The sequence below is a fragment of the Corynebacterium sp. HMSC055A01 genome (assembly GCF_001809405.1).
Taxonomy (GTDB): Bacteria; Actinomycetota; Actinomycetes; order Mycobacteriales; family Mycobacteriaceae; genus Corynebacterium; species Corynebacterium hesseae.
Genome location: NZ_KV797553.1, coordinates 18,436 through 36,708, shown reverse-complemented (window position 1 = coordinate 36,708; position 18,273 = coordinate 18,436). Strand labels below are relative to the sequence as shown.

The window sequence follows — 18,273 nt, the reverse complement described above, 5'->3', positions numbered from 1 at the left end:
GGCGCACACCTCCTGTGCAATTCAGCGCTCTAAGCGGACTGGTATTCCTCCAGCAGCGCAATCACTGCGGCACGAGCGTCCGCTGGGCTTTCGGCGTTGACAGCCGCCTCTGCCATCTTCTGGCACTGCTCAAGGCTGAGCTCAGCCAGCTGCGCACCGACGCCAGCAACCGCAGTCGACGCCGCCGACAGCGAAGTCACACCTAGGCCAGTCAACACGCAGGCAAGCATGGGATCAGCTGCGGCTTCGCCACAGACGCCAACCGGAACGTTGTTATCGCGCCCCACCACGCAGGTGTGCTGAATCAGGCGAAGGACAGCAGGCTGCCACGGATCGGTCAAGTAGGCCAGCTGCGGCGACAGACGGTCCGCGGCCATGGTGTACTGCGTCAGATCATTGGTACCAATGGACACGAAATCGAGGTGCGGCATGATGGTATCCGCCATCAAGGCTGCGGCGGGAACCTCAATCATCGCACCGGCAGTCAAACCGCGCTCGCGGCACAGACCAGCGAACCATTTCGCTTCCACTGCTGTAGCCACCATCGGCGCCATAACCCACGTCGTAGCCCCATCTCCGCGCTTTTCCGCGGCTTGGGCGATAGCGTCGAGCTGACGAGTCAACAGCGCCTCGTTGTCGCGGGCGATGCGCAAACCACGAACGCCCAATGCGGGGTTTTCTTCCGAGTCCAAGGTGGCATAGGAAATCGGCTTATCCGAACCGGCGTCGAGCGTGCGTACAACGACCTTGGACTCCGGGAAAGCGTTGAAAACCTTGCCGTAGATGCGCGCTTGCTCCTCGACGGTCGGTTCCTCGCTGGCAGAGAGGAAGGACAGCTCCGTGCGGTATAGGCCGATGCCTTCTGCCTGCGAGTCAGAGGCAATGCGGGCCGCGTTTCCGTCAGCAACGTTGGCCAGCAACTGCACGCGATGACCATCCTTGGTCTGGGCTGGTCCCCGCCACTGGGCAACTCGTGCCGCCTTCTCACGGTATTCCTCCACGGCCTTCAGCGCGGAGGCACGATCTGCACCCAGGGACACCGATCCTACGGAGCCATCGACGAAGAGCTGGGTGCCAGCCTCAATCGTTCGCAGCTTAGCGCCCACTGCCACGATGCAGGGAAGATCAAGCTGGCGAGCAATAATTGCGGTGTGGCTGGTTGGCCCGCCAAGCTCGGTCACGAGCGCCTTGATGTGAGTGGTGTCCAAGGTTGCGGTATCCGCCGGGGCTAGATCGTCAGCCAGCAGTACAGCCTCTCCTTCGACCATGGGTAGGCCCGGCTCTTGCTCACCGCGCAGCTGAGCAATCACTCGATCGCGCACGTCCTTGAGGTCCGTCGTGCGCTCAGCCATGACGCCGCCGGCGGCCTCAAACATGGTGACAAACCTGTCCGTGGCCCCCACAACTGCATACTCGGCGTTCTTACCGCCGCGAATACCCTTGCGCACTGCCTTGTGCCAGCCTCGATCCTTGACCATTCCGGCGGTTGCGCCAAGAACTTCAGCCGCTTGGCCTTCGGCCCCAGCTGCGCGCTGTTCTAACCGGCTAGCAACCATATCTACCGCTTCGAGGAAGCGATCGTATTCGGCATCACGTTGCTCTTCCGCCACGGTTTCTCCAGCCGTGGGCAGTTCTGGGCGTGGGCGGACCCACACCGCCTCAGCGTATGCAACGCCAGCGACGACGCCGGTGCCTTTAATGATGGATGGGGATGCGTTTTCCATGACACATTTCCTTACGGAGACGATGTTTTCTCTTTCCAGATCATCACAAGTCGGCCAAAAATGCAACGAAACCCACAGTGATTCCATTGACATTCGGACACATACGGGCAATAATCAACATTAAGCAACATTAATTTCACGCTGACAACGGGCAATCCGCACCGAAGCTCTTGTTCACGCCGCTGAGGCGCGTTTGCCCCCAATATACGCACTCCGCGAAAGGGGACATTCTCCACGATGATCCTTACTTTGACCCCCAACCCGAGCATCGACGCCACCGTGCGCTTGAACGAGGAACTCGAACCTGGTGCTGTTCACCGCGCAGGATCCGTCTCCAGCGTTGCCGGTGGTAAAGGCGTCAACGTTACGCACGCGGTAACGCTCGCCAACGTCGACAGCCTGGCGCTGCTCCCCGCCGTTGCCTCCGATCCTTTCCTGGTCCTCGCGGCCGACGCATCGATTCCCGTGCAGGCCGTGCCCACTCACAGCGCGGTGCGTACCAACACCACTCTGACCGAGCCGAATGGCCGCACGACCAAGCTCAATGGCCCCGGCGCCACGCTCGATGCGGACGTGCAGCAAGCCGTTGTACAGGCACTCGCAGAACACTGCGCCGACGCCGAGTGGTTAGTCATGGCAGGTTCTCTCCCCCAAGGCGTTCCCACCGACTGGTACACGCAGCTCATCCGGGTAGCCCGCGAAGCCAACCCTGACCTCCGCATAGCCGTCGATACCTCTGATGCGCCCATGGTGGCTCTCGGTGACAACCTCGAAGTAACCAGCCCCGACCTCATCAAGCCAAACGGCCTCGAGCTGGGCCAGCTTGCAGGTGTCGATGGTCAGGCCCTTGAGGCCGCCGCCGAAGACGGCGACTTCAGCGGAGTGGTTGAGGCCGCGAGGGTCGTCGTCAAGCGCGGCATCCCCGAGGTTCTTGTCACCCTGGGTGGCGCTGGCGCGGTGCTGGTCACGGCCAATGAAGCATGGGCTGCTACTCCCCCGCCGATTACCCTGCGCTCCACCGTGGGTGCCGGCGATTCTTCGCTCTCCGGCTATATCCTCGCCCGCCGCTCCGGCGCCTCGTACCCCGAGGCCCTGCGCCAGGCTGTGGCCTACGGTTCAGCAGCCGCAGCACTCCCGGGAACCCAAATTCCAACCCCCGAAGAACTAGATATCGAACACACGACGGTTTCGGCCGTCACCGGCCTTTAGCAGTACTGAGGAGTACCTACCGATGTCATCACAACTCATCACCACCGACCTCGTGGCGCTCGACGCCGACTTCGGTGACAGCATCGAATCAGTCATTACCAATCTGGCCTCGCTTGTTCACGACACCGGCCGCGCTACCTCCGTGGACGAGCTGGCAGGCCCGGCCATCGCGCGTGAAGCCAAAGCCGGCACCGGTGTCCCCGGCGGCGTTGCCATCCCGCACTGCCGCTCTGCTGCCGTGTCTGAACCCACCCTGGCCTTCGCCCGTCTCTCGCGCGGGGTCGACTTCTCCGGCCCCGACGGTGACGCCCACTTGGTGTTCCTCATCGCTGCTCCGGAAGGAGGCGGCAAGGCCCATCTGAAGATTCTCTCGAAGCTCGCTCGCGCGCTGGTGAAGAAGGACTTCCTGGAAGCCCTTCGAACTGCGAAGACCAAAGAAGAGATCGTCTCCCTCGTCCTCGACGTTGTCAACGCAGAAAAGCCGAAGAAGAAGGCTGCAGCTACCGAATCAGCATCCACTGCAGGTGCGAGTGCAGCGGCAGCGGCTCCTGCTTCGAGCAAGACTGCAGAGTCGAAGAAGACGCGCATCGTGGCCGTCACCGCATGCCCGACCGGCATTGCTCACACGTACATGGCTGCCGATGCCCTCACTCAAACCGCCGAGGAACGCGACGACGTCGAGCTCACCGTGGAGACCCAGGGGTCCTCCAACAACACCTCTGTTTCGGCAGACACGATTGCGGCTGCCGACGCCGTGATTTTCGCTACCGACGTGGGCGTTCGTGACCGTGAGCGCTTCGCCGGCAAGCCGGTCATCGAATCTGGCGTCAAGCGCGCCATCAACGAACCGGGCGTGATGATCGATGAGGCCATCGCCGCCTCGAAGAACCCCAACGCGCACAAGGTGGCAGGAACTGCCGGCGCGTCCTCCTCTAGCGCTGAGGAAGATGGCCAGGGTCTGGGCTGGGGCAAGCGTATTCAGCAAGCCATCATGACCGGCGTTTCTTACATGGTTCCGTTTGTTGCCGCGGGCGGCCTCCTCCTGGCACTGGGATTCCTCTTCGGTGGCTACGACATGGCCAACGGTTGGCAGGCCATCACCACCGACTACTCGCTGACCAACTTGCCGAGCCATGACGTCATGGTCGACGGCGAAATGATGACCTTCAAGAAGGCAGGGTTCGCCCTGTACATCGGCGCCGTGCTCTTCGCCATCGGTCAAGCATCGATGGGATTCATCGTCGCGGCGCTCTCCGGCTACATCGCCTTCGCGCTGGCAGGCCGCCCAGGCATCGCGCCGGGCTTCGCGGGTGGTGCCATTGCCGTGACTCTCGGCGCTGGCTTCATCGGCGGTCTTGTCACCGGTCTCATTGCTGGCTTTGTTGCGATGTGGATTGGCAAGTGGAAGGTACCGCGTTGGATCGGCTCCCTCATGCCTGTCGTTATCATCCCGCTGCTCGCCACGATGATCACTGGCTTGCTCATGTACCTGCTTCTCGGCGCCCCGCTGGCCGCCATCATGGAGGGCCTGCAGAACTGGCTGTCCTCGATGTCTGGTTCCTCCGCTGTCCTTCTGGGCATCATCCTCGGCCTGATGATGTGCTCCGACCTGGGTGGCCCGGTCAACAAGGCTGCCTACCTCTTCGCCACCGCAGGCCTGTCCACGGGCGACGAGGCCTCCATGAAGATCATGGCCGCCGTCATGGCCTCCGGCATGGTTCCGCCAATTGCACTGTCCATCGCGACCTTTGTGCGCAAGAACCTGTTCACGCCTGCGGAGCAGGAGAATGGTAAGTCCGCGTGGCTGCTGGGCCTGTCTTTCGTCTCCGAGGGCGCCATTCCGTTCGCTGCCGCCGACCCGCTGCGTGTCATCCCTTCGATGATGCTCGGTGGCGCGGTCACTGGTGCGCTGTCGATGTCCCTGGACGTCATGTCTCGCGCCCCGCACGGCGGAATCTTCGTTATCTTCGCCATCGAACCTGCGTGGGCGTACTTCGTGGCCATCCTTGCCGGCGTCATCGTGTCCACCATCGCGGTCATCGCGATGAAGAGATTCTGGCCCAACAAGGCTGCTGAAGAGGCTGCAGCAAAGGCCGACATGGCCAAGGCTGCCGCCTAACCCTTAACCCGCGTACACTTGTAAGCACGAAATACCGTAATTCGAAAGGATTATCATCATGGCTTCTAAGACCGTCAAGGTTGGTTCCTCCGTCGGACTGCACGCACGTCCGGCTTCCATCATCGCAGACGCTGCCGCTGAGTTCGATGAGGACATCTTCCTCGCCCTCGTTGGCGATGAGGACGAGGATGAAACCGATGCTGCTTCCTCCCTCATGATCATGGCTCTCGGCGCCGAGCAGGGCGACGAAGTCACCGTGACCTCCGAGAACGAGGCGGCTGTCGAGAAGATCGCCGGCCTCATCGAGCAGGACCTCGACGCTTCCTAAAGCACTTCCCGTTTATAGAACGGCAGCTCCCGCTTCCCTCTTGCGCTGAGGGTGGCGGGAGCTTTTCGTTGCTTGGTTGTCTAGCAAAAGGTTCTAGTCATCGGGCTCTACTCAAACGGTTTTGCTGGGGGCAAGGAAACCATATAGAGGTGCCTATAAGGTTCACTTGACCCCAAGAAAACCTTCTGACCCGAACCATGTGAGTAGAACCATGTGGATGCGCTGCCTCATACCGCAGAGGGACCGAAGTAAAAGCACCTTATGCAGACTTCTGCACACATTCACCTGTGGTTTTGCATAAATACGCGTCCAGATGGTGCTTTTGCTCCGGTCCCTTATCCTCGCTAGTCGGCGGAAGCGCCTCTAGTACTTCGCGCCGCGGCCTTCACCGATGGTGCCGTAAAGCTTCTTCATCACTGGGTAGAGCACGATGATGCCGACGGAGCCCCAGGCAATGCCTTCGAGGGTCACGCCGAAGACGTCGAGCGTGAGGTTGCCAATGCCCGCGATGAGCGCCACTGCCGCCGCAGTGAGGTTCACCGGGTTGTTGAAGTTGACCTTGTTGTCCATCCAGATGCGCACGCCAAGCATGCCGATGAGGCCGTAGAGGACGATGCAAGCACCGCCCAGCACGCCGGTGGGGATGGTGAAGATAAGCGCGCCAAACTTCGGGATGAAGGCCAGCGCGATAGCGGTAACAGCAGCCACCCAATAGGCGGCCGTCGAGTAGACACGGGTGGCGGCCATGACTCCGATGTTCTCCGCGTAGGTTGTGGTGCCGGAACCACCGAAACCACCGGCCAGGGAGGTGGCCAGGCCGTCCGCGATGAGAGCATCGCCAGCGAGATCATCGAGGTCGCGCTTGGTCATCTCAGAGACCGCCTTAACGTGGCCGACATTTTCAGCAATCAGAACGACCAACACCGGAAGTGCTGCCGCGATGGCTGAAACGTGGAACTCCGGCGCATGGAACTGCGGGAAGCCAATCCAAGCCGCCTCGCGGATAGACTCCACCGCGCCCTCACCGAGGTTGCCTGTGGCGGCCGCGAAAGCCCAGCCGACGACGACACCAATCAGAATCGACAGACGCGAAACCATGCCCCGCCCAGCGACAGTGGCGAGGATGATGACCGCCAGCGTCACCGTGGCAACCAGCGGCTGGCTCGAATAGTTGGTGGCCGCATTGGGAGCCAAGTTGAGGCCGATCAGCGCAACAATGGCACCGGTGACGGCCGGCGGCATGACAGCGTCGAGGACCTTTCGGCCCGCCGCCTTCACCGCGAGACCAATGGCCACCAAGACCAGGCCAGTCACGAGGACGGAACCTGCCTGCGCGCCAATGCCGTACTGCTGGGAGGCGCTCAACGGCGCAATGAACGCGAAGGAGGAACCTAGGTAAGAAGGCAGGCGGTTGCGGGTAATCAGGAGGAACAGTATCGTTCCCAAACCCGAAAACAGTAGCGTCGTGTTGACCGGGAATCCGGTCAGGGTGGGCACGAGCAACGTCGCGCCGAACATGGCCACCACGTGCTGCATGCCGATGCCGATGGTGCGGCCCCAGCTCAATCGTTCTTCGGGTGCGACAACCGCGCCCGGCTTAATCGTCTTTCCGTCCCCGTGGACGGCCCAGCCAAAATTACTCACGAGCCCTAATTATGGCTCACGCGAGCACCGAAACCTAAGCGTCTTGGTCAGAAACTCGAAATTCTTTGAGCTCGGCGGCGACGGAGGCTGGCAGGCGGACGTCGACAAGCGTGCCCTCCCCCGTGTAGTCCTCGCCGCGCACGGTGCCTTGGGTGTGGATGCGATCGATCACGTCCCCGCGGGTAAACGGCACGAGAAGCCGCACGTGTTCATCCTGAGAGTTGAGGAACAGCTCCACGCGCGTGGTGAGCTCATCAATGCCCTCCCCCGTCTTGGCGGAAACATACACAACGTTGTCGCGGTCGAGGACGTGACGCAGTTCCGCCAACACCAGCGGATCGGCCTGGTCAATCTTATTGATCACGACGATCTCCGGCGGTGCCTCCTCACCGGTCTCCTTCACGATGTCATAAATGACCTGGTTAACGGCCTCTATCTGCTTCAGCGGGAAGGGATCCGACCCGTCCACCACGTGCAGCATCAGGTCTGCTGCGAGGACCTCCTCCAAGGTGGACTTGAAGGCTTCCACCAACTGCGTGGGCAGATGGCGCACGAACCCAACGGTATCGGTGAAGACGACCTGGCGGCCATCGGCAAGCTCGGCGCGGCGAGTGGTGGGATCCAAGGTCGCGAACAGCGCGTCCTCCACCAGCACGCCGGCACCCGTCATTGCATTAATGAGGGAGGACTTGCCAGCGTTGGTGTAGCCGGCGATGGCGATCTGAGGGATCGTCGATGACGCACGGCGCGAACGCTTAATCTCACGTGCCGTTTTCATCGCCTTAAGCTCCTTGCGAAGCAGGGCCATCTGCGTGCGGATGCGGCGGCGGTCCGTCTCAATCTTGGTCTCACCGGGACCGCGCAGACCAACACCGCCGTTGGAACCAGCACGGCCGCCCGCCTGGCGCGAGAGGTTTCCACCCCAACCACGGGTATGGGTATAGAGGTATTCCAGCTGCGCGAGCGAGACCTGGGCCTTGCCTTCCTTGGACTTGGCGTGCTGCGCAAAGATATCCAGGATGAGCATGGTGCGGTCAATGACCTTGGTGTTGAGCGCACGCTCCAGGGCAGAGAGCTGACCGGGGGTTAGCTCGCCATCGCACACCACGGTATCCGCGCCAGTAGCAGCCACGATGTCCTTGAGCTCGTTCACTTTTCCCGAACCGATATAGGTGCCTGGATCCGGTTTATCTCGCTTCTGGTACAAGGCTTCGACGACTTCGGCTCCCGCGGTTTCCGTCAGAGCGGCTAACTCCGCCATCGTGGCCTCAACCTCGGCCACGGTACCTTCGGTCCACACTCCCACGAGCACCACTTGCTCAAGGCGCAGCTTTCGATACTCCACCTCGTAGCCATCGGTGGTGTCTTCCGCGCGGATGGTGGTCTCACGGTTTACTCGCCGGAAGGCGTTGCGCTCCGCAAGGTCGAGATCACCGGTAGTTGGCTCCTGTGAATTGGGCGCCGGCTCACCAAAAGCCTGCGCGAGGAGATCATCATGGGTTTCTTTTGTCATATGTCCCCTATTCTTGCACGTTGTCCCTCTCAACTGGGAATCTCCGCTTCCTGTTCCCACAGACTTCCGCAGCACGGTGACGTATCAGCGCTGGTTTTTGAGTCCCCTCTGAGACAGATACAATGGTGCGCATGACCGTGAAAGAAACCTCCCACCCAGAGATGCAGGCCATCGGCCTCAACTACGAGCGCTGGCAAGACGCCGTTGAGGCAGCCATTTCCAGCAATCAACTGGCAGTGACCGGGGAGGTTCGCGGGGGACAACTTATCCAGTTCGCGGATCCTTCCGGCGCGCAACTCAATATCCTTGCCGTCGAGCCTTTCGCCACCTTCATTGGTTTCGAGGGCGTTACCCAGGGCTTCGCCCACGTGTCGATGATTAATGATGTCTTGGCTTTCCTGGACATCATTGATCCTTTCGGCAACGTGCTCGCGCAGGCGACGGCAAATCTGGCGCAGGGCCCGCTCCTCGCTGACGAAGACACCCAGCAGTGGCAGCAAGTAGAGCTCACTGCGATGGGTCTCAACGTCTCCGCATTCGACAGCACAGACGCCTACGAAGCAGCGAAGGGAAGCTACCCGGCCACGTTTGAGTCCGTGGGTGCGGACATTGTCGCGGCTGGTTCCGGCGCCGAAACCCCCACCCCGCGCTGCACCTTTGCCGCACGGGTCATGGAATCCGAGTGGCGCCACAACCAGCTCACCGGTGAACGCTTCATTCATCTGGTCATGGATGGTGCATTCCCCTTCGATCTCTGCTTGCCCGAGAGCTTTGGAGACCTCCCGGTAAAGGATTCCGTTCTTGCGGGTTCGGCAATGCTGACCGCCTCGATCGCGCTGCCCACTGGTGGCTGTGGCGGCGAAGGCGGGTGCGCCTGCGGCTCCGGCGGCTGCGGCGGTCACTAGAACTTCCGTAGAGTAGTTCACATGAGTTTTTCCGCATCTCAGCGTCGCGGCCTCGCGCTGCTTCTCGCCGTGGTTACCGCTGCGGTGTTGATTCTGACGCTGAAGCTGCCGGGGGTTATCCTCGCCGCGTTTGTGTGCGCAGCGCTGTGGCTCTTTGCCGACGCCCGCCCCAACGCCTCGGAACATGCAGCACTGCGGGCTTCTATTGCGCTCACGGTGGAGGACATCACGGGAGTGCTTGAGGATTACGCGACGTTTGCCACGAGCGACGACGCAGAGTCCCTCGCCGACCGCACGTTGCACCGCCCGGCGCTTGTCGACGCCGACTGCGCCAACCCCGCCATCGAAGCGTTCCACTACGAGATGCATGGCGCGCAACGCTTCTTACGCCGCCTCGACGCTCGAGTAAACTCGCCGAATGCCGAGACAAGTGAGCTTGAATCCCTGCTCAAGGTAGCCGATGAGCGCGCCGCCGAGCTCAAAGAAGCCTGGCTCGCCGCCCGCCGCGCCGCCTTGGCCTTGGGAACCAATTACGAAAAGGAGGACGGACGCTAAACGCCGTCCTGAAAGCCCTATAGTGACGTTTCACCAGTTGCCACGATGCGCGAAGGGCCCGTCAGCGTGGAACCGTCCTCGGTGATTTCTACCTGGACCTGGCCGCCGGGGACGATGACGCGGACGCTACCGGTGATGCGGGAGGCGTCGGCAAGCGCGGCGCACGCTGCCGCCACCGTCCCGGTGCCGCACGAACGGGTCTCGCCCGAGCCGCGCTCGAAGACGCGCATGTGAACCGTTCCGTCCTCCAAGGGCGTGACCAGCTCAACGTTGACGCCAGCCGGGAAGAAGTCCGTATCAAATACCGGTTGCTCGAGGCGCTTTCCAGCCAATTCCTTTGCGCTAAGGTCTGGGATAACCGCCGCCAAATGGGGATTTCCCACGTCTACGCCAAGGCCGGCAAAGCTCTCCCCCGCCATCGACGCTGTGGAGACGCCGAGCACCTGTGCTGGGCCCATCTCCACGCTGACTTCGGCCGCCGAGTCGTTGAAGGAGTGCACGGTCACCTGCTTGGCTCCGGCGCGTGTGCCCACGGTGAAGGTGTCCGTATCCACCAACCCCCGGGAGCGGACCCAGTGCGCGAAGACCCGGGTGCCGTTGCCACACATCTCCGCAATCGAGCCATCTGCGTTGCGGTAGTCCATGAACCAGTCCTCCGCAGCGATGCCCGGCGCGAGTTCCTCAATCTCCCCATTGGCAAGCAGCTGACCGGCGCGGATAACGCGCAGCACGCCGTCCGCACCGATTCCCGCACGACGGTCACACAGAGCCACTACCTTTTCCGGCGGCAGCGCTTCTGTTCCTTCCACAATGACGAAGTCGTTCTCAGTTCCGTGGCCTTTTGCAAACTTCATAGGTTTAAAGTCTACTGTCCTTCCACGATACGCAATGCCTGCGGCGTCGTCTCGGCCGCAGCATCGAGCCACTGGATCCGCTTGTCGCGGTTGAACCAGGAGCGCTGGCGGCGCACATAGCGGCGGGTTCCGGTAATGGTGCGCTCCACTGCTTCTTCCCATGTCAGCTCGCCGCGCTGGGCTTGCAGCACCTGTGCGTAGCCGATCGCCCGGCCTGCTGTGGAGTCAGCCTTCAGACCGTGGGCTTGGAGGTTTTCGACTTCCTCCACGAGCCCTTTATCGAACATGAGGCGGCTGCGCAGCTCAATGCGTGGGTTCAGCCAGCTGGAATCCGTGCGCAGACCGAGGATTATCGTCCCCCACCGGGGCGGGGCGTTCTTCGGTGGCTGGCTGGCTTTGAAGGGCTTCCCAGTTAGCTCGATAACCTCCAGCGCGCGCACGGTGCGGCGCGGGTCTTTGTCCTCGATGATGGCTGCGGCCGCTGGGTCCACAGCGGCCAGCTCCGCGTGCAGGGCATCGGTACCAATCTCTTGGCGCCGGGCCTCCCAGCGGGCCCGCACCTGCGGGTCAGTGGGTGGGAACTGCCAGTTATCCACGAGCGATTGGATATACAGCATGGAGCCGCCCACCAGAATCGGGGTTTTACCGCGTGCACGGATGCCGTCAATATCCGCGATGGCGGAGGCCTGATAGCGCGCTACCGACGCCGTTTCCGTCACGTCCCACACATCGAGCTGATGGTGCGGAATGCCTTCGCGTTCCTCCATTGTCAGCTTGGCTGTGCCGATATCCATGCCCCGGTAGAGCTGCATCGAGTCGACGTTGACAACTTCCCCGTCGAGCTCGTGGGCCAGGGCTACCCCGAGCGCTGATTTCCCGGAGGCCGTCGGCCCCACCACCGCGATAGGGGTTGGGCCGGGTGCTTGAATTTCAGGCATTAGCACTGCCACCCCGCCACATAGCGTCCTACCCCCAGGGTTGAATCCGCCGCCCGCAGTTCCGCGTGACGCGGGTGCACGCTTGCCAACCGTGCCCAGAGGCTCGTCTCGAGCACACCGGCAGCGCGGAGGCGCTCTTCGTCGCAGTGGCCTTCCCCTCCCGCTAGGATGCTTTCGCACCACAGGTGTGCATCCCGTGCGCCATCGACAAGCGCAAGCGGCGCGCGCTCGGTCAGGCCGGCCGAACCGTCAACACAGACCACAGTCAAGCGCCCGGGGCGGACCTCACCGAGTTCAGCGCGAGAATCCTCCACCACGAAGCCCGGTTCATCGGAAGTGAGATTAAGCGCACGGCTAAGCACGTAGCGGGCCATGATTTCCGGAAGGAAATTCCCGCCGCCGACATTGACCTGTGGTGCTCCCCATGCTTTCAAGCTCCCTGTGTGCTCGGTACGCCAACGCACGTCGCACGATCCCACAATGTCCACCTGGAGGGGGCTGCTGCCGCTCACGCGTGCGGCATCACGGACCAGCTCGCACGCAGCACTGAGCAGCGCACGCGAGGCATCGTCGCTGGGTGAGAGTTCTTCCGCCAAGGCCGGTGAGGCTGGCATAATCATGAGATTCTGCATCGACTCCCATCCTATAAGGTTAGTTTTTCGGGGTTAACACGCGGCTGCGCGGCTGAAACGGTAGTGTTGTGTGACATAAGTTCTGGCAGCCGTGTCGCGCGGCGCGATAGTACCGAAGGTGGTTTCCTACCATGTCCGCTATTCCTTCCCCTGGAGCCATGCCCCGCAAGGGTTCTCGTCCCGGCCCAACTCCGTCCGCCCCGGCAGCTCGCCCGGTGCAGCCCGTGAAGAACGATCCCACTCAGTGGGGCCGCGTTGATGCTGATGGTTCGGTGTATGTCAAAGCACCCGAGGGCGAACGCAAGATCGGTGAATGGCAGGCCGGTACTCCCGAAGAAGGCCTAGCGCATTTTGGCGCGCGCTACGATGATCTGTCTACCGAGATCGAGCTGCTGGAATCCCGCCTGAATGCACATCCGGGCGATGCAGCATCGATTAAGGCTACCGCGGCAGAGCTGCGGGAATCCCTGCCCACGCAGGCGGTGATTGGTGATATTGCAGCCTTGGATCAGCGCCTAGGCACCGTCATCGAGCATTCTGTGGAGGCCGGCGAACAAGCACAGGCCGATAAGGCCCGCCGCCGCGAGGAGGCAATCGCAAAGAAGGAGAAGCTCGCCGCAGAGGCCGAGGACATCGCCGCTAACTCGACGGAGTGGAAGGCCGCCGGCGACCGAATCCGCGCCATCCTCGAGGAATGGAAGCAGATCCGCGGCATCGACCGCCACACGGATGATGCCCTGTGGAAGCGCTATTCCCGCGCCCGGGATTCCTTCAACCGCCGCCGCGGCTCGCACTTCGCTGAGCTCGACCGCAACCGCGCTGCTGCCCGCGCCAAGAAGGAAGAATTGGTTGAGCGCGCAGAAGCTATCAAGGAATCCACCAACTGGGGTGAGACGGCGCGCGCTTACCGCGACCTCATGACGGAGTGGAAGGCCGCTGGCCGCGCGCCGCGCGAGATTGATGACAAGCTCTGGGCCCGCTTCCGCGCCGCGCAGGACCACTTCTTTAATGCCCGCAACGCCGTCAACGATGAGCGCGACAAGCAGTTCGCAGAGAACGCCGCCGCCAAGGACGCACTCATTGCGGAATATGACTCCCAGATTGATCCCACCAAGTCGCTCGACGCGGCGAAGGCCAAGCTGCGAGAGCTGCAAGAAAAGTGGGAGGAGATTGGTTTCGTCCCACGCAATCAGGTGCGCGAGTTCGAGGCTAAGATTTCCGCTCTGGAAAAGCGCGTAAGCGATGCCGAGGATTCAGAGTGGCGCCGGACCGATCCGGAGGCCCAGGCCCGCGTGGCTCAGTTCCAGGCCAAGGTGGATGACTTCACCGCTCAAGCAGAAGCAGCTGAGGCCAAGGGCAATACCAAGAAGGCAGAGGATCTGCGTGCCCAGGCGAAGCAGTGGCAGGAGTTCGCGGATGCCGCCGCGGCTGCTGTCAACGGCAAGTAAGCGCGCCGCGTAGCCTGAGTGTTCGTTCACATCGTCGCCCCGCCGGGCTCAGCACACGCTGAGCCGGCTGACTGTCTCCGCAGCTTCGTCTTCGACGCTAACCTTGCCGCACAAGAGGCCAGCGGTGATCCTGCAGCCAGTGGCTCTCCGCGTCGCGTGCTCCAGCGTCTCCAAGGTTCTACGGAGTCACGCACCTACCTCGTTGGTCTGACAGACTCCGTCTTGGGCCCAGCTGGAGAGTTGGGCTTGCCGGTTATTTCGGCCGCCGAGCCCAGCCCGGAAATTGACTTCGACGGTTTCATCCACATCTCGCTTCCGCTTTTGGAAGAGACAGATAACGCCGACATCGAGTGCGTCCTCGCCGCCGATCTCCTCCCGCTGCCTGGAGAAGAGCTGGAGCCGGAAGCCCTCGAGGTCACGCGGATCTTGGCCCGCGAAGCCCTCCGCCTTACCCGCCAGCTAGGCCGCAAGAATGCCCAGGTTGGCATGCTGTACCCGCCGGACGCGGACTACTCATACGATCCGATGTCGCAGGCCTACCTCGAACTGGGCTTTCGCCAGAAGCACGCCGAGCGCCAGATGTACATCGACATCGCTGCCACCTCCCCGGTCCTCGGCGCGCACGTCTGGCCGGACTACGACATTCCGGATGCACTGCTTGACGACGTCCTCCGCTTGCTCACCCTCGCCTCCACCGACGCGGTCTACGGTGACTTGAGCGTCGAGCCCATCGTGTGGACGCGGCAGCGCCTCAAGGAGGCTCACGCCCGACTGCGCTCCCGCGGAGCGCACACTCTGCTCGTGGGTATTCTCGACCGAGGTAAAGTCGTCGCCCTCACGGAGCTCTCCCGTCACGGCGATGCAGACCCCGAGGTGTGCGAGTGGACGCTTACAGTGACTGACCGTGAATACCGACGCCGCGGGTTCGCCACGCGCGCCAAACAGCACGCTCAGTACGCAGTGGCGCACCACTGGCCCACCGTGCGCCGTGCGTATTGCTCAGTGGCCCAGGCCGATCCAGCGATGAACGCGCTGTATGCCCGCCTCGGGGCGCACGTCATTTCCGCCAGCAGCGCCTACGAGCTCACTGTATAAACGGGGTAGTCGGTATAGCCGCGCTCCCCTCCCGTGTAGAACGTTCTCTCATCCGGCGCGGTGACAGGCAATTCCTCCTGCCAGCGGCGGACTAGGTCCGGATTCGAGATGGCCAGCCGCCCCACCGCCACGGCATCGCCGTGCTGCACCAGCTGCTCGGCCTCCTCCCGCTGGGTGATACGACCAAAGCCTGAGTTGAGGATGACGCGTGTCTTCCCGTTGGCGCGAACATGAGTGCTCAGCTCGGTGATGAGCTCACCAGTGGGCTCTGCGTGAAGGAAAGAAACATAGGCCAAGCCGAGGTCTTCGATGGCGCGAAGCAGCCCACCATAGGTGGCGCGCACATCCTCAGTATCGCTTTCCTCAATGCCTTGAATATTGTTTTGCGGCGATAGGCGCAGCGCAAGGCGGTCCGCGCCAATCTCTTCAGCCACCGCACGCAGGATCTCCTCCACAAGACGGTAGCGCTTCTGCGGGCTTCCGCCATAAGCATCGTCGCGGTGATTCGAGCTCGGGGAAAGGAATTGATGCAGGAGATAGCCGTTGGCACCGTGGATCTCTACGCCATCCATGCCTGCGTCAATGGCGTTGCGTGCGGCTTGCCGGAACTCATCGATGATGCGCGGCATCTCTTCACTATCGAGTGCTCGGGGCACTGGGCACTCCTTACGGGATTCGAAATCTCTCACCGCAGTGCCGGAGGCCAGCGCGGAGGGAGCTGCCGGCTCCGCTCCTTCAAGAAGGCTGGCATGAGACAAACGCCCGCCATTCATTACCTGCATGAAGATGCGCCCGCCGGAATCGTGAACGGACTTCGCCACGCGACGCCACCCAGCTATCTGCTCTGGTGTCTCGATACCAGGCTGGCCTGGGAAGGCACGGCTGGTCACCGCTGGGAGCACACCTTCTGTCACGATAAGCCCCATGGAGGCGCGTTGCGCGTAGTACCTCTCGTGCAACTGCGTGGGGACACCGTCGCGACCTGCGCGCGACCGGGTCAAAGCCGCCATCGTCACGCGGTTTGGAAGCGTTAGTCGTCCCAGTTCTAAAGAGTCAAAGAGTGTAGCCATGCACTCCACAACACGAATCTAGGAACGCTTATTCCTCGCCCTGCTGGCTCCGGTGGCGTGAGGCGGCGCGTGAGCGGCGGTCGTCGATAAGCAGCGGGTTCTGTTCCGCTGGAAGCGCGGTCGCGGCTTCGTTCTGCAGGACTCCCACGTGGTCAAGCTGCCCCGAGACTTCACGGACACGCTCCGCGGCGGCTAGCTGCTCAGGGCTGCGGCGCAACGCCACTTGGCAGTACACCAGGAAGGCCACCAACGTAGACACAGCGCCCACGTACATGCCAATAGATGCCCCCTCAGCGGCACCGCCGCGGTACCAGAATCCCCACAAGTTAACGAAAAAGGAGATGGTCACCATCATCCATGCGGCGAGAGCCACAGACGTCCGCCGCGTAAGGATCGTAGCGGTAGTCAGAATTCCCACGCCACCCAACGCTAACCAGGCGCTAACGGTCTCCATAAGTGAAATTCGCACTCCCTCGGCGGTTCCGCCTACGAAGAGTGCTTCCCATCCACGGGCGTCACCGGCATAAGGCAGAACCAGATACGCTACCCACGCCACGACAGACACGATGAGCGCATATTTGTGCTTTCCCAGTTCGATGGTCTTCGCCGCGCGCTTTTCTGCGGCGACAGCATCGCGCACCTGCTTCAAGTCATCACTCATAGAATCGGAGCCTACTCCCTTCTAGCAGCCACAGGAATCAGCGGGAGCGCTGGGCTTGCCGACGCCCGGCAGCCCCAACCCCACCCCAATCGGCGCCGTGGTCGGGGTCTGCCCCGCAGCCGACATGTCGCCGGCCTTGGTGCGGCGGTGCTCACTGACACCGGAATCGGCCACGAGGAAGAAGGAACCCGCATCCGTCACGGTGGTGTGCACGACATCGCCAGGGCGAATCTCCGTGGAGATGTCCTTGCCCTCACCATCGACGGGAGCAAAGTGAACGAGGCGGCCATCGCGAGCACGACCGGTAAGGCGGTGGGTCTCGGCGGACTTGCGGCCGCCTTCCGCCTGGACCAGGAGCTCCACATCGGTGCCGATGAGCTTCGCATTCTCCTCGGCCTGGATGCAGTCTTGCAGCGCTACAAGGCGCTCGAAGCGCTCCTGCACTACCTCCTTCGGGATCTGGTTCTCCATGACCGCAGCCGGGGTTCCCGGACGCGGCGAATACTGGAAGGTAAACGCGGAGGCGAAGCGGGCGCGACGCACCACATCCAGGGTGGCCTCAAAGTCCTCCTCCGTCTCACCGGGGAAGCCCACGATGATATCGGTGGTGATGGCGGCGTGCGGCATTTTCTCGCGCACTTCGTCGAGGATGCCCAGGAACTTCTTCGTGCGGTAGGAACGGCGCATGTCTTTGAGGACCTTGTCGGAGCCAGACTGCAGCGGCATGTGCAACTGCGGGCACACAGCCGGAGTCTCCGCCATGGCATCGATGACGTCGGAGGTGAACTCTGCCGGGTGCGGGGAAGTAAAGCGCAGGCGCTCAAGCCCCTCGATCTTGCCCACTTCCCGCAGCAGCTTGGAAAAGGCGAAGCGGTCTCGCGGCAGGTCCGGGTCAGCGAAATTGACGCCATAGGCATTGACGTTTTGGCCCAGCAACGTCACCTCGGACACGCCCTGCTCCACCAAGGCCTGAACCTCTGCGAGGATGTCGCCAGGGCGGCGGTCCTCCTCCTTGCCGCGCAGGGAAGGAACGATGCAGAAAGTACAGGTGTTATTGCAGCCCACGGAGACCGATACCCACCCGGCATAGGCGGACTCGCGCTTGGCCGGCAGCACGGAGGGAAAAGCCTCAAGCGCGTCGACGATTTCAACCTGGGCCTCATCATTGTGGCGAGCGCGTTCAAGAAGTGTCGGCAAAGCCGCCATGTTGTGGGTGCCGAATACCGCATCGACCCACGGCGCATGGTCAAGGACTGTGTCCTTATCCTTTTGCGCCAAGCAGCCGCCCACAGCGATCTGCATGCCGGGGTGGTTCTCTTTCGTCTTCTTGAGCGCACCTAGGGTTCCATACAAACGCTTGTCGGCGTTCTCACGCACAGCACAGGTGTTGAAGACTACGAGGTCAGGCTCGGCGCCATCCGGTGCCGCCGAGTAGCCGGCTTCCTCGAGCAAACCGGAGATGCGCTCGGAGTCATGAACGTTCATTTGGCAGCCGAAAGTCCGCACCTCATAGGTGCGGGGCTGGCTATTGATTTCGGGGGAGCTCACGGGGGGACATTCTAACTGGCCCATCCGGCT

16 protein-coding genes are annotated in these 18,273 nt (G+C 62.2%); 7 read left to right on the top strand and 9 right to left on the bottom strand.

Annotated elements, in window-relative coordinates:
* Window positions 1–29: 29 nt before the first annotated feature.
* Window positions 30–1,724, bottom strand: a complete 1,695-nt coding sequence (gene ptsP, locus HMPREF2604_RS03170; protein ID WP_070524477.1) for a phosphoenolpyruvate--protein phosphotransferase — start codon at window positions 1,722–1,724, stop codon at window positions 30–32.
* Window positions 1,725–1,961: 237 nt separating this feature from the next.
* On the opposite strand from ptsP, the gene HMPREF2604_RS03165 reads away from it, so the two are divergent.
* Genes HMPREF2604_RS03165 through HMPREF2604_RS03155 form a run of 3 tightly spaced genes read left to right on the top strand, consistent with a single transcriptional unit; the run spans window position 1,962 to window position 5,380 of the window.
* A complete protein-coding gene (locus HMPREF2604_RS03165; RefSeq protein ID WP_070524479.1) occupies window positions 1,962–2,933 on the top strand; it encodes a 1-phosphofructokinase family hexose kinase in 972 nt (323 codons plus the stop codon).
* 22 nt (window positions 2,934–2,955) lie between these two features.
* The gene (locus HMPREF2604_RS03160; RefSeq protein WP_070524481.1) at window positions 2,956–5,052 is read left to right on the top strand and encodes a PTS fructose transporter subunit IIABC; all 2,097 of its coding nucleotides are present in this window, start codon (window positions 2,956–2,958) and stop codon (window positions 5,050–5,052) included.
* Between the two features lie 58 nt (window positions 5,053–5,110).
* A complete protein-coding gene (locus tag HMPREF2604_RS03155) occupies window positions 5,111–5,380 on the top strand; it encodes an HPr family phosphocarrier protein (RefSeq protein ID WP_070524483.1) in 270 nt (89 codons plus the stop codon).
* A 363-nt stretch (window positions 5,381–5,743) separates the two neighbouring features.
* Here HMPREF2604_RS03155 and HMPREF2604_RS03150 read toward each other — a convergent pair whose 3' ends face one another.
* Both HMPREF2604_RS03150 and hflX read right to left on the bottom strand, forming a co-directional pair.
* On the bottom strand, window positions 5,744–7,024 hold the full coding sequence (locus tag HMPREF2604_RS03150; RefSeq protein ID WP_070524486.1) for a uracil-xanthine permease family protein: 1,281 nt from the start codon (window positions 7,022–7,024) through the stop codon (window positions 5,744–5,746).
* 34 nt (window positions 7,025–7,058) lie between these two features.
* Window positions 7,059–8,537 (bottom strand): GTPase HflX, encoded by a 1,479-nt coding sequence (gene hflX, locus HMPREF2604_RS03145; protein ID WP_070524488.1) that lies wholly within the window; start codon window positions 8,535–8,537, stop codon window positions 7,059–7,061.
* Window positions 8,538–8,659: 122 nt separating this feature from the next.
* On the opposite strand from hflX, the gene HMPREF2604_RS03140 reads away from it, so the two are divergent.
* Both HMPREF2604_RS03140 and HMPREF2604_RS03135 read left to right on the top strand, forming a co-directional pair.
* Complete coding sequence (locus HMPREF2604_RS03140; RefSeq protein ID WP_070524490.1) at window positions 8,660–9,442, top strand: hypothetical protein; 783 nt, start codon at window positions 8,660–8,662, stop codon at window positions 9,440–9,442.
* 21 nt (window positions 9,443–9,463) lie between these two features.
* Window positions 9,464–9,997 (top strand): hypothetical protein, encoded by a 534-nt coding sequence (locus HMPREF2604_RS03135; protein WP_070524492.1) that lies wholly within the window; start codon window positions 9,464–9,466, stop codon window positions 9,995–9,997.
* Between the two features lie 17 nt (window positions 9,998–10,014).
* Here HMPREF2604_RS03135 and dapF read toward each other — a convergent pair whose 3' ends face one another.
* Genes dapF through HMPREF2604_RS03120 form a run of 3 tightly spaced genes read right to left on the bottom strand, consistent with a single transcriptional unit; the run spans window position 10,015 to window position 12,421 of the window.
* Window positions 10,015–10,851: a diaminopimelate epimerase gene (gene dapF / locus HMPREF2604_RS03130; protein ID WP_070524493.1), complete on the bottom strand. Its 837-nt coding sequence runs from the start codon at window positions 10,849–10,851 to the stop codon at window positions 10,015–10,017.
* 11 nt (window positions 10,852–10,862) lie between these two features.
* Window positions 10,863–11,789, bottom strand: a complete 927-nt coding sequence (gene miaA, locus HMPREF2604_RS03125; protein WP_070524494.1) for a tRNA (adenosine(37)-N6)-dimethylallyltransferase MiaA — start codon at window positions 11,787–11,789, stop codon at window positions 10,863–10,865.
* Complete coding sequence (locus HMPREF2604_RS03120) at window positions 11,789–12,421, bottom strand: hypothetical protein (protein WP_070524495.1); 633 nt, start codon at window positions 12,419–12,421, stop codon at window positions 11,789–11,791. The genes miaA and HMPREF2604_RS03120 overlap by 1 nt, the downstream gene beginning before the upstream one ends.
* Before the next feature lie 131 nt (window positions 12,422–12,552).
* On the opposite strand from HMPREF2604_RS03120, the gene HMPREF2604_RS03115 reads away from it, so the two are divergent.
* Window positions 12,553–13,869, top strand: coding sequence for a DUF349 domain-containing protein (locus tag HMPREF2604_RS03115; RefSeq protein WP_070524496.1), 1,317 nt, complete (start codon window positions 12,553–12,555; stop codon window positions 13,867–13,869).
* 18 nt (window positions 13,870–13,887) lie between these two features.
* The gene (locus tag HMPREF2604_RS03110; protein ID WP_070524497.1) at window positions 13,888–14,964 is read left to right on the top strand and encodes a GNAT family N-acetyltransferase; all 1,077 of its coding nucleotides are present in this window, start codon (window positions 13,888–13,890) and stop codon (window positions 14,962–14,964) included.
* On the opposite strand, the gene HMPREF2604_RS03105 is transcribed toward HMPREF2604_RS03110, so the two are convergent.
* Genes HMPREF2604_RS03105 through miaB form a run of 3 tightly spaced genes read right to left on the bottom strand, consistent with a single transcriptional unit; the run spans window position 14,946 to window position 18,267 of the window.
* Window positions 14,946–16,034, bottom strand: a complete 1,089-nt coding sequence (locus HMPREF2604_RS03105) for an alkene reductase (protein ID WP_083299158.1) — start codon at window positions 16,032–16,034, stop codon at window positions 14,946–14,948. The genes HMPREF2604_RS03110 and HMPREF2604_RS03105 overlap by 19 nt on opposite strands.
* Before the next feature lie 28 nt (window positions 16,035–16,062).
* On the bottom strand, window positions 16,063–16,695 hold the full coding sequence (locus tag HMPREF2604_RS03100) for an Rv2732c family membrane protein (protein ID WP_070524499.1): 633 nt from the start codon (window positions 16,693–16,695) through the stop codon (window positions 16,063–16,065).
* A gap of 21 nt (window positions 16,696–16,716) precedes the next feature.
* Complete coding sequence (gene miaB, locus HMPREF2604_RS03095) at window positions 16,717–18,267, bottom strand: tRNA (N6-isopentenyl adenosine(37)-C2)-methylthiotransferase MiaB (protein WP_083299157.1); 1,551 nt, start codon at window positions 18,265–18,267, stop codon at window positions 16,717–16,719.
* Between the last annotated feature and the right edge of the window lie 6 nt (window positions 18,268–18,273).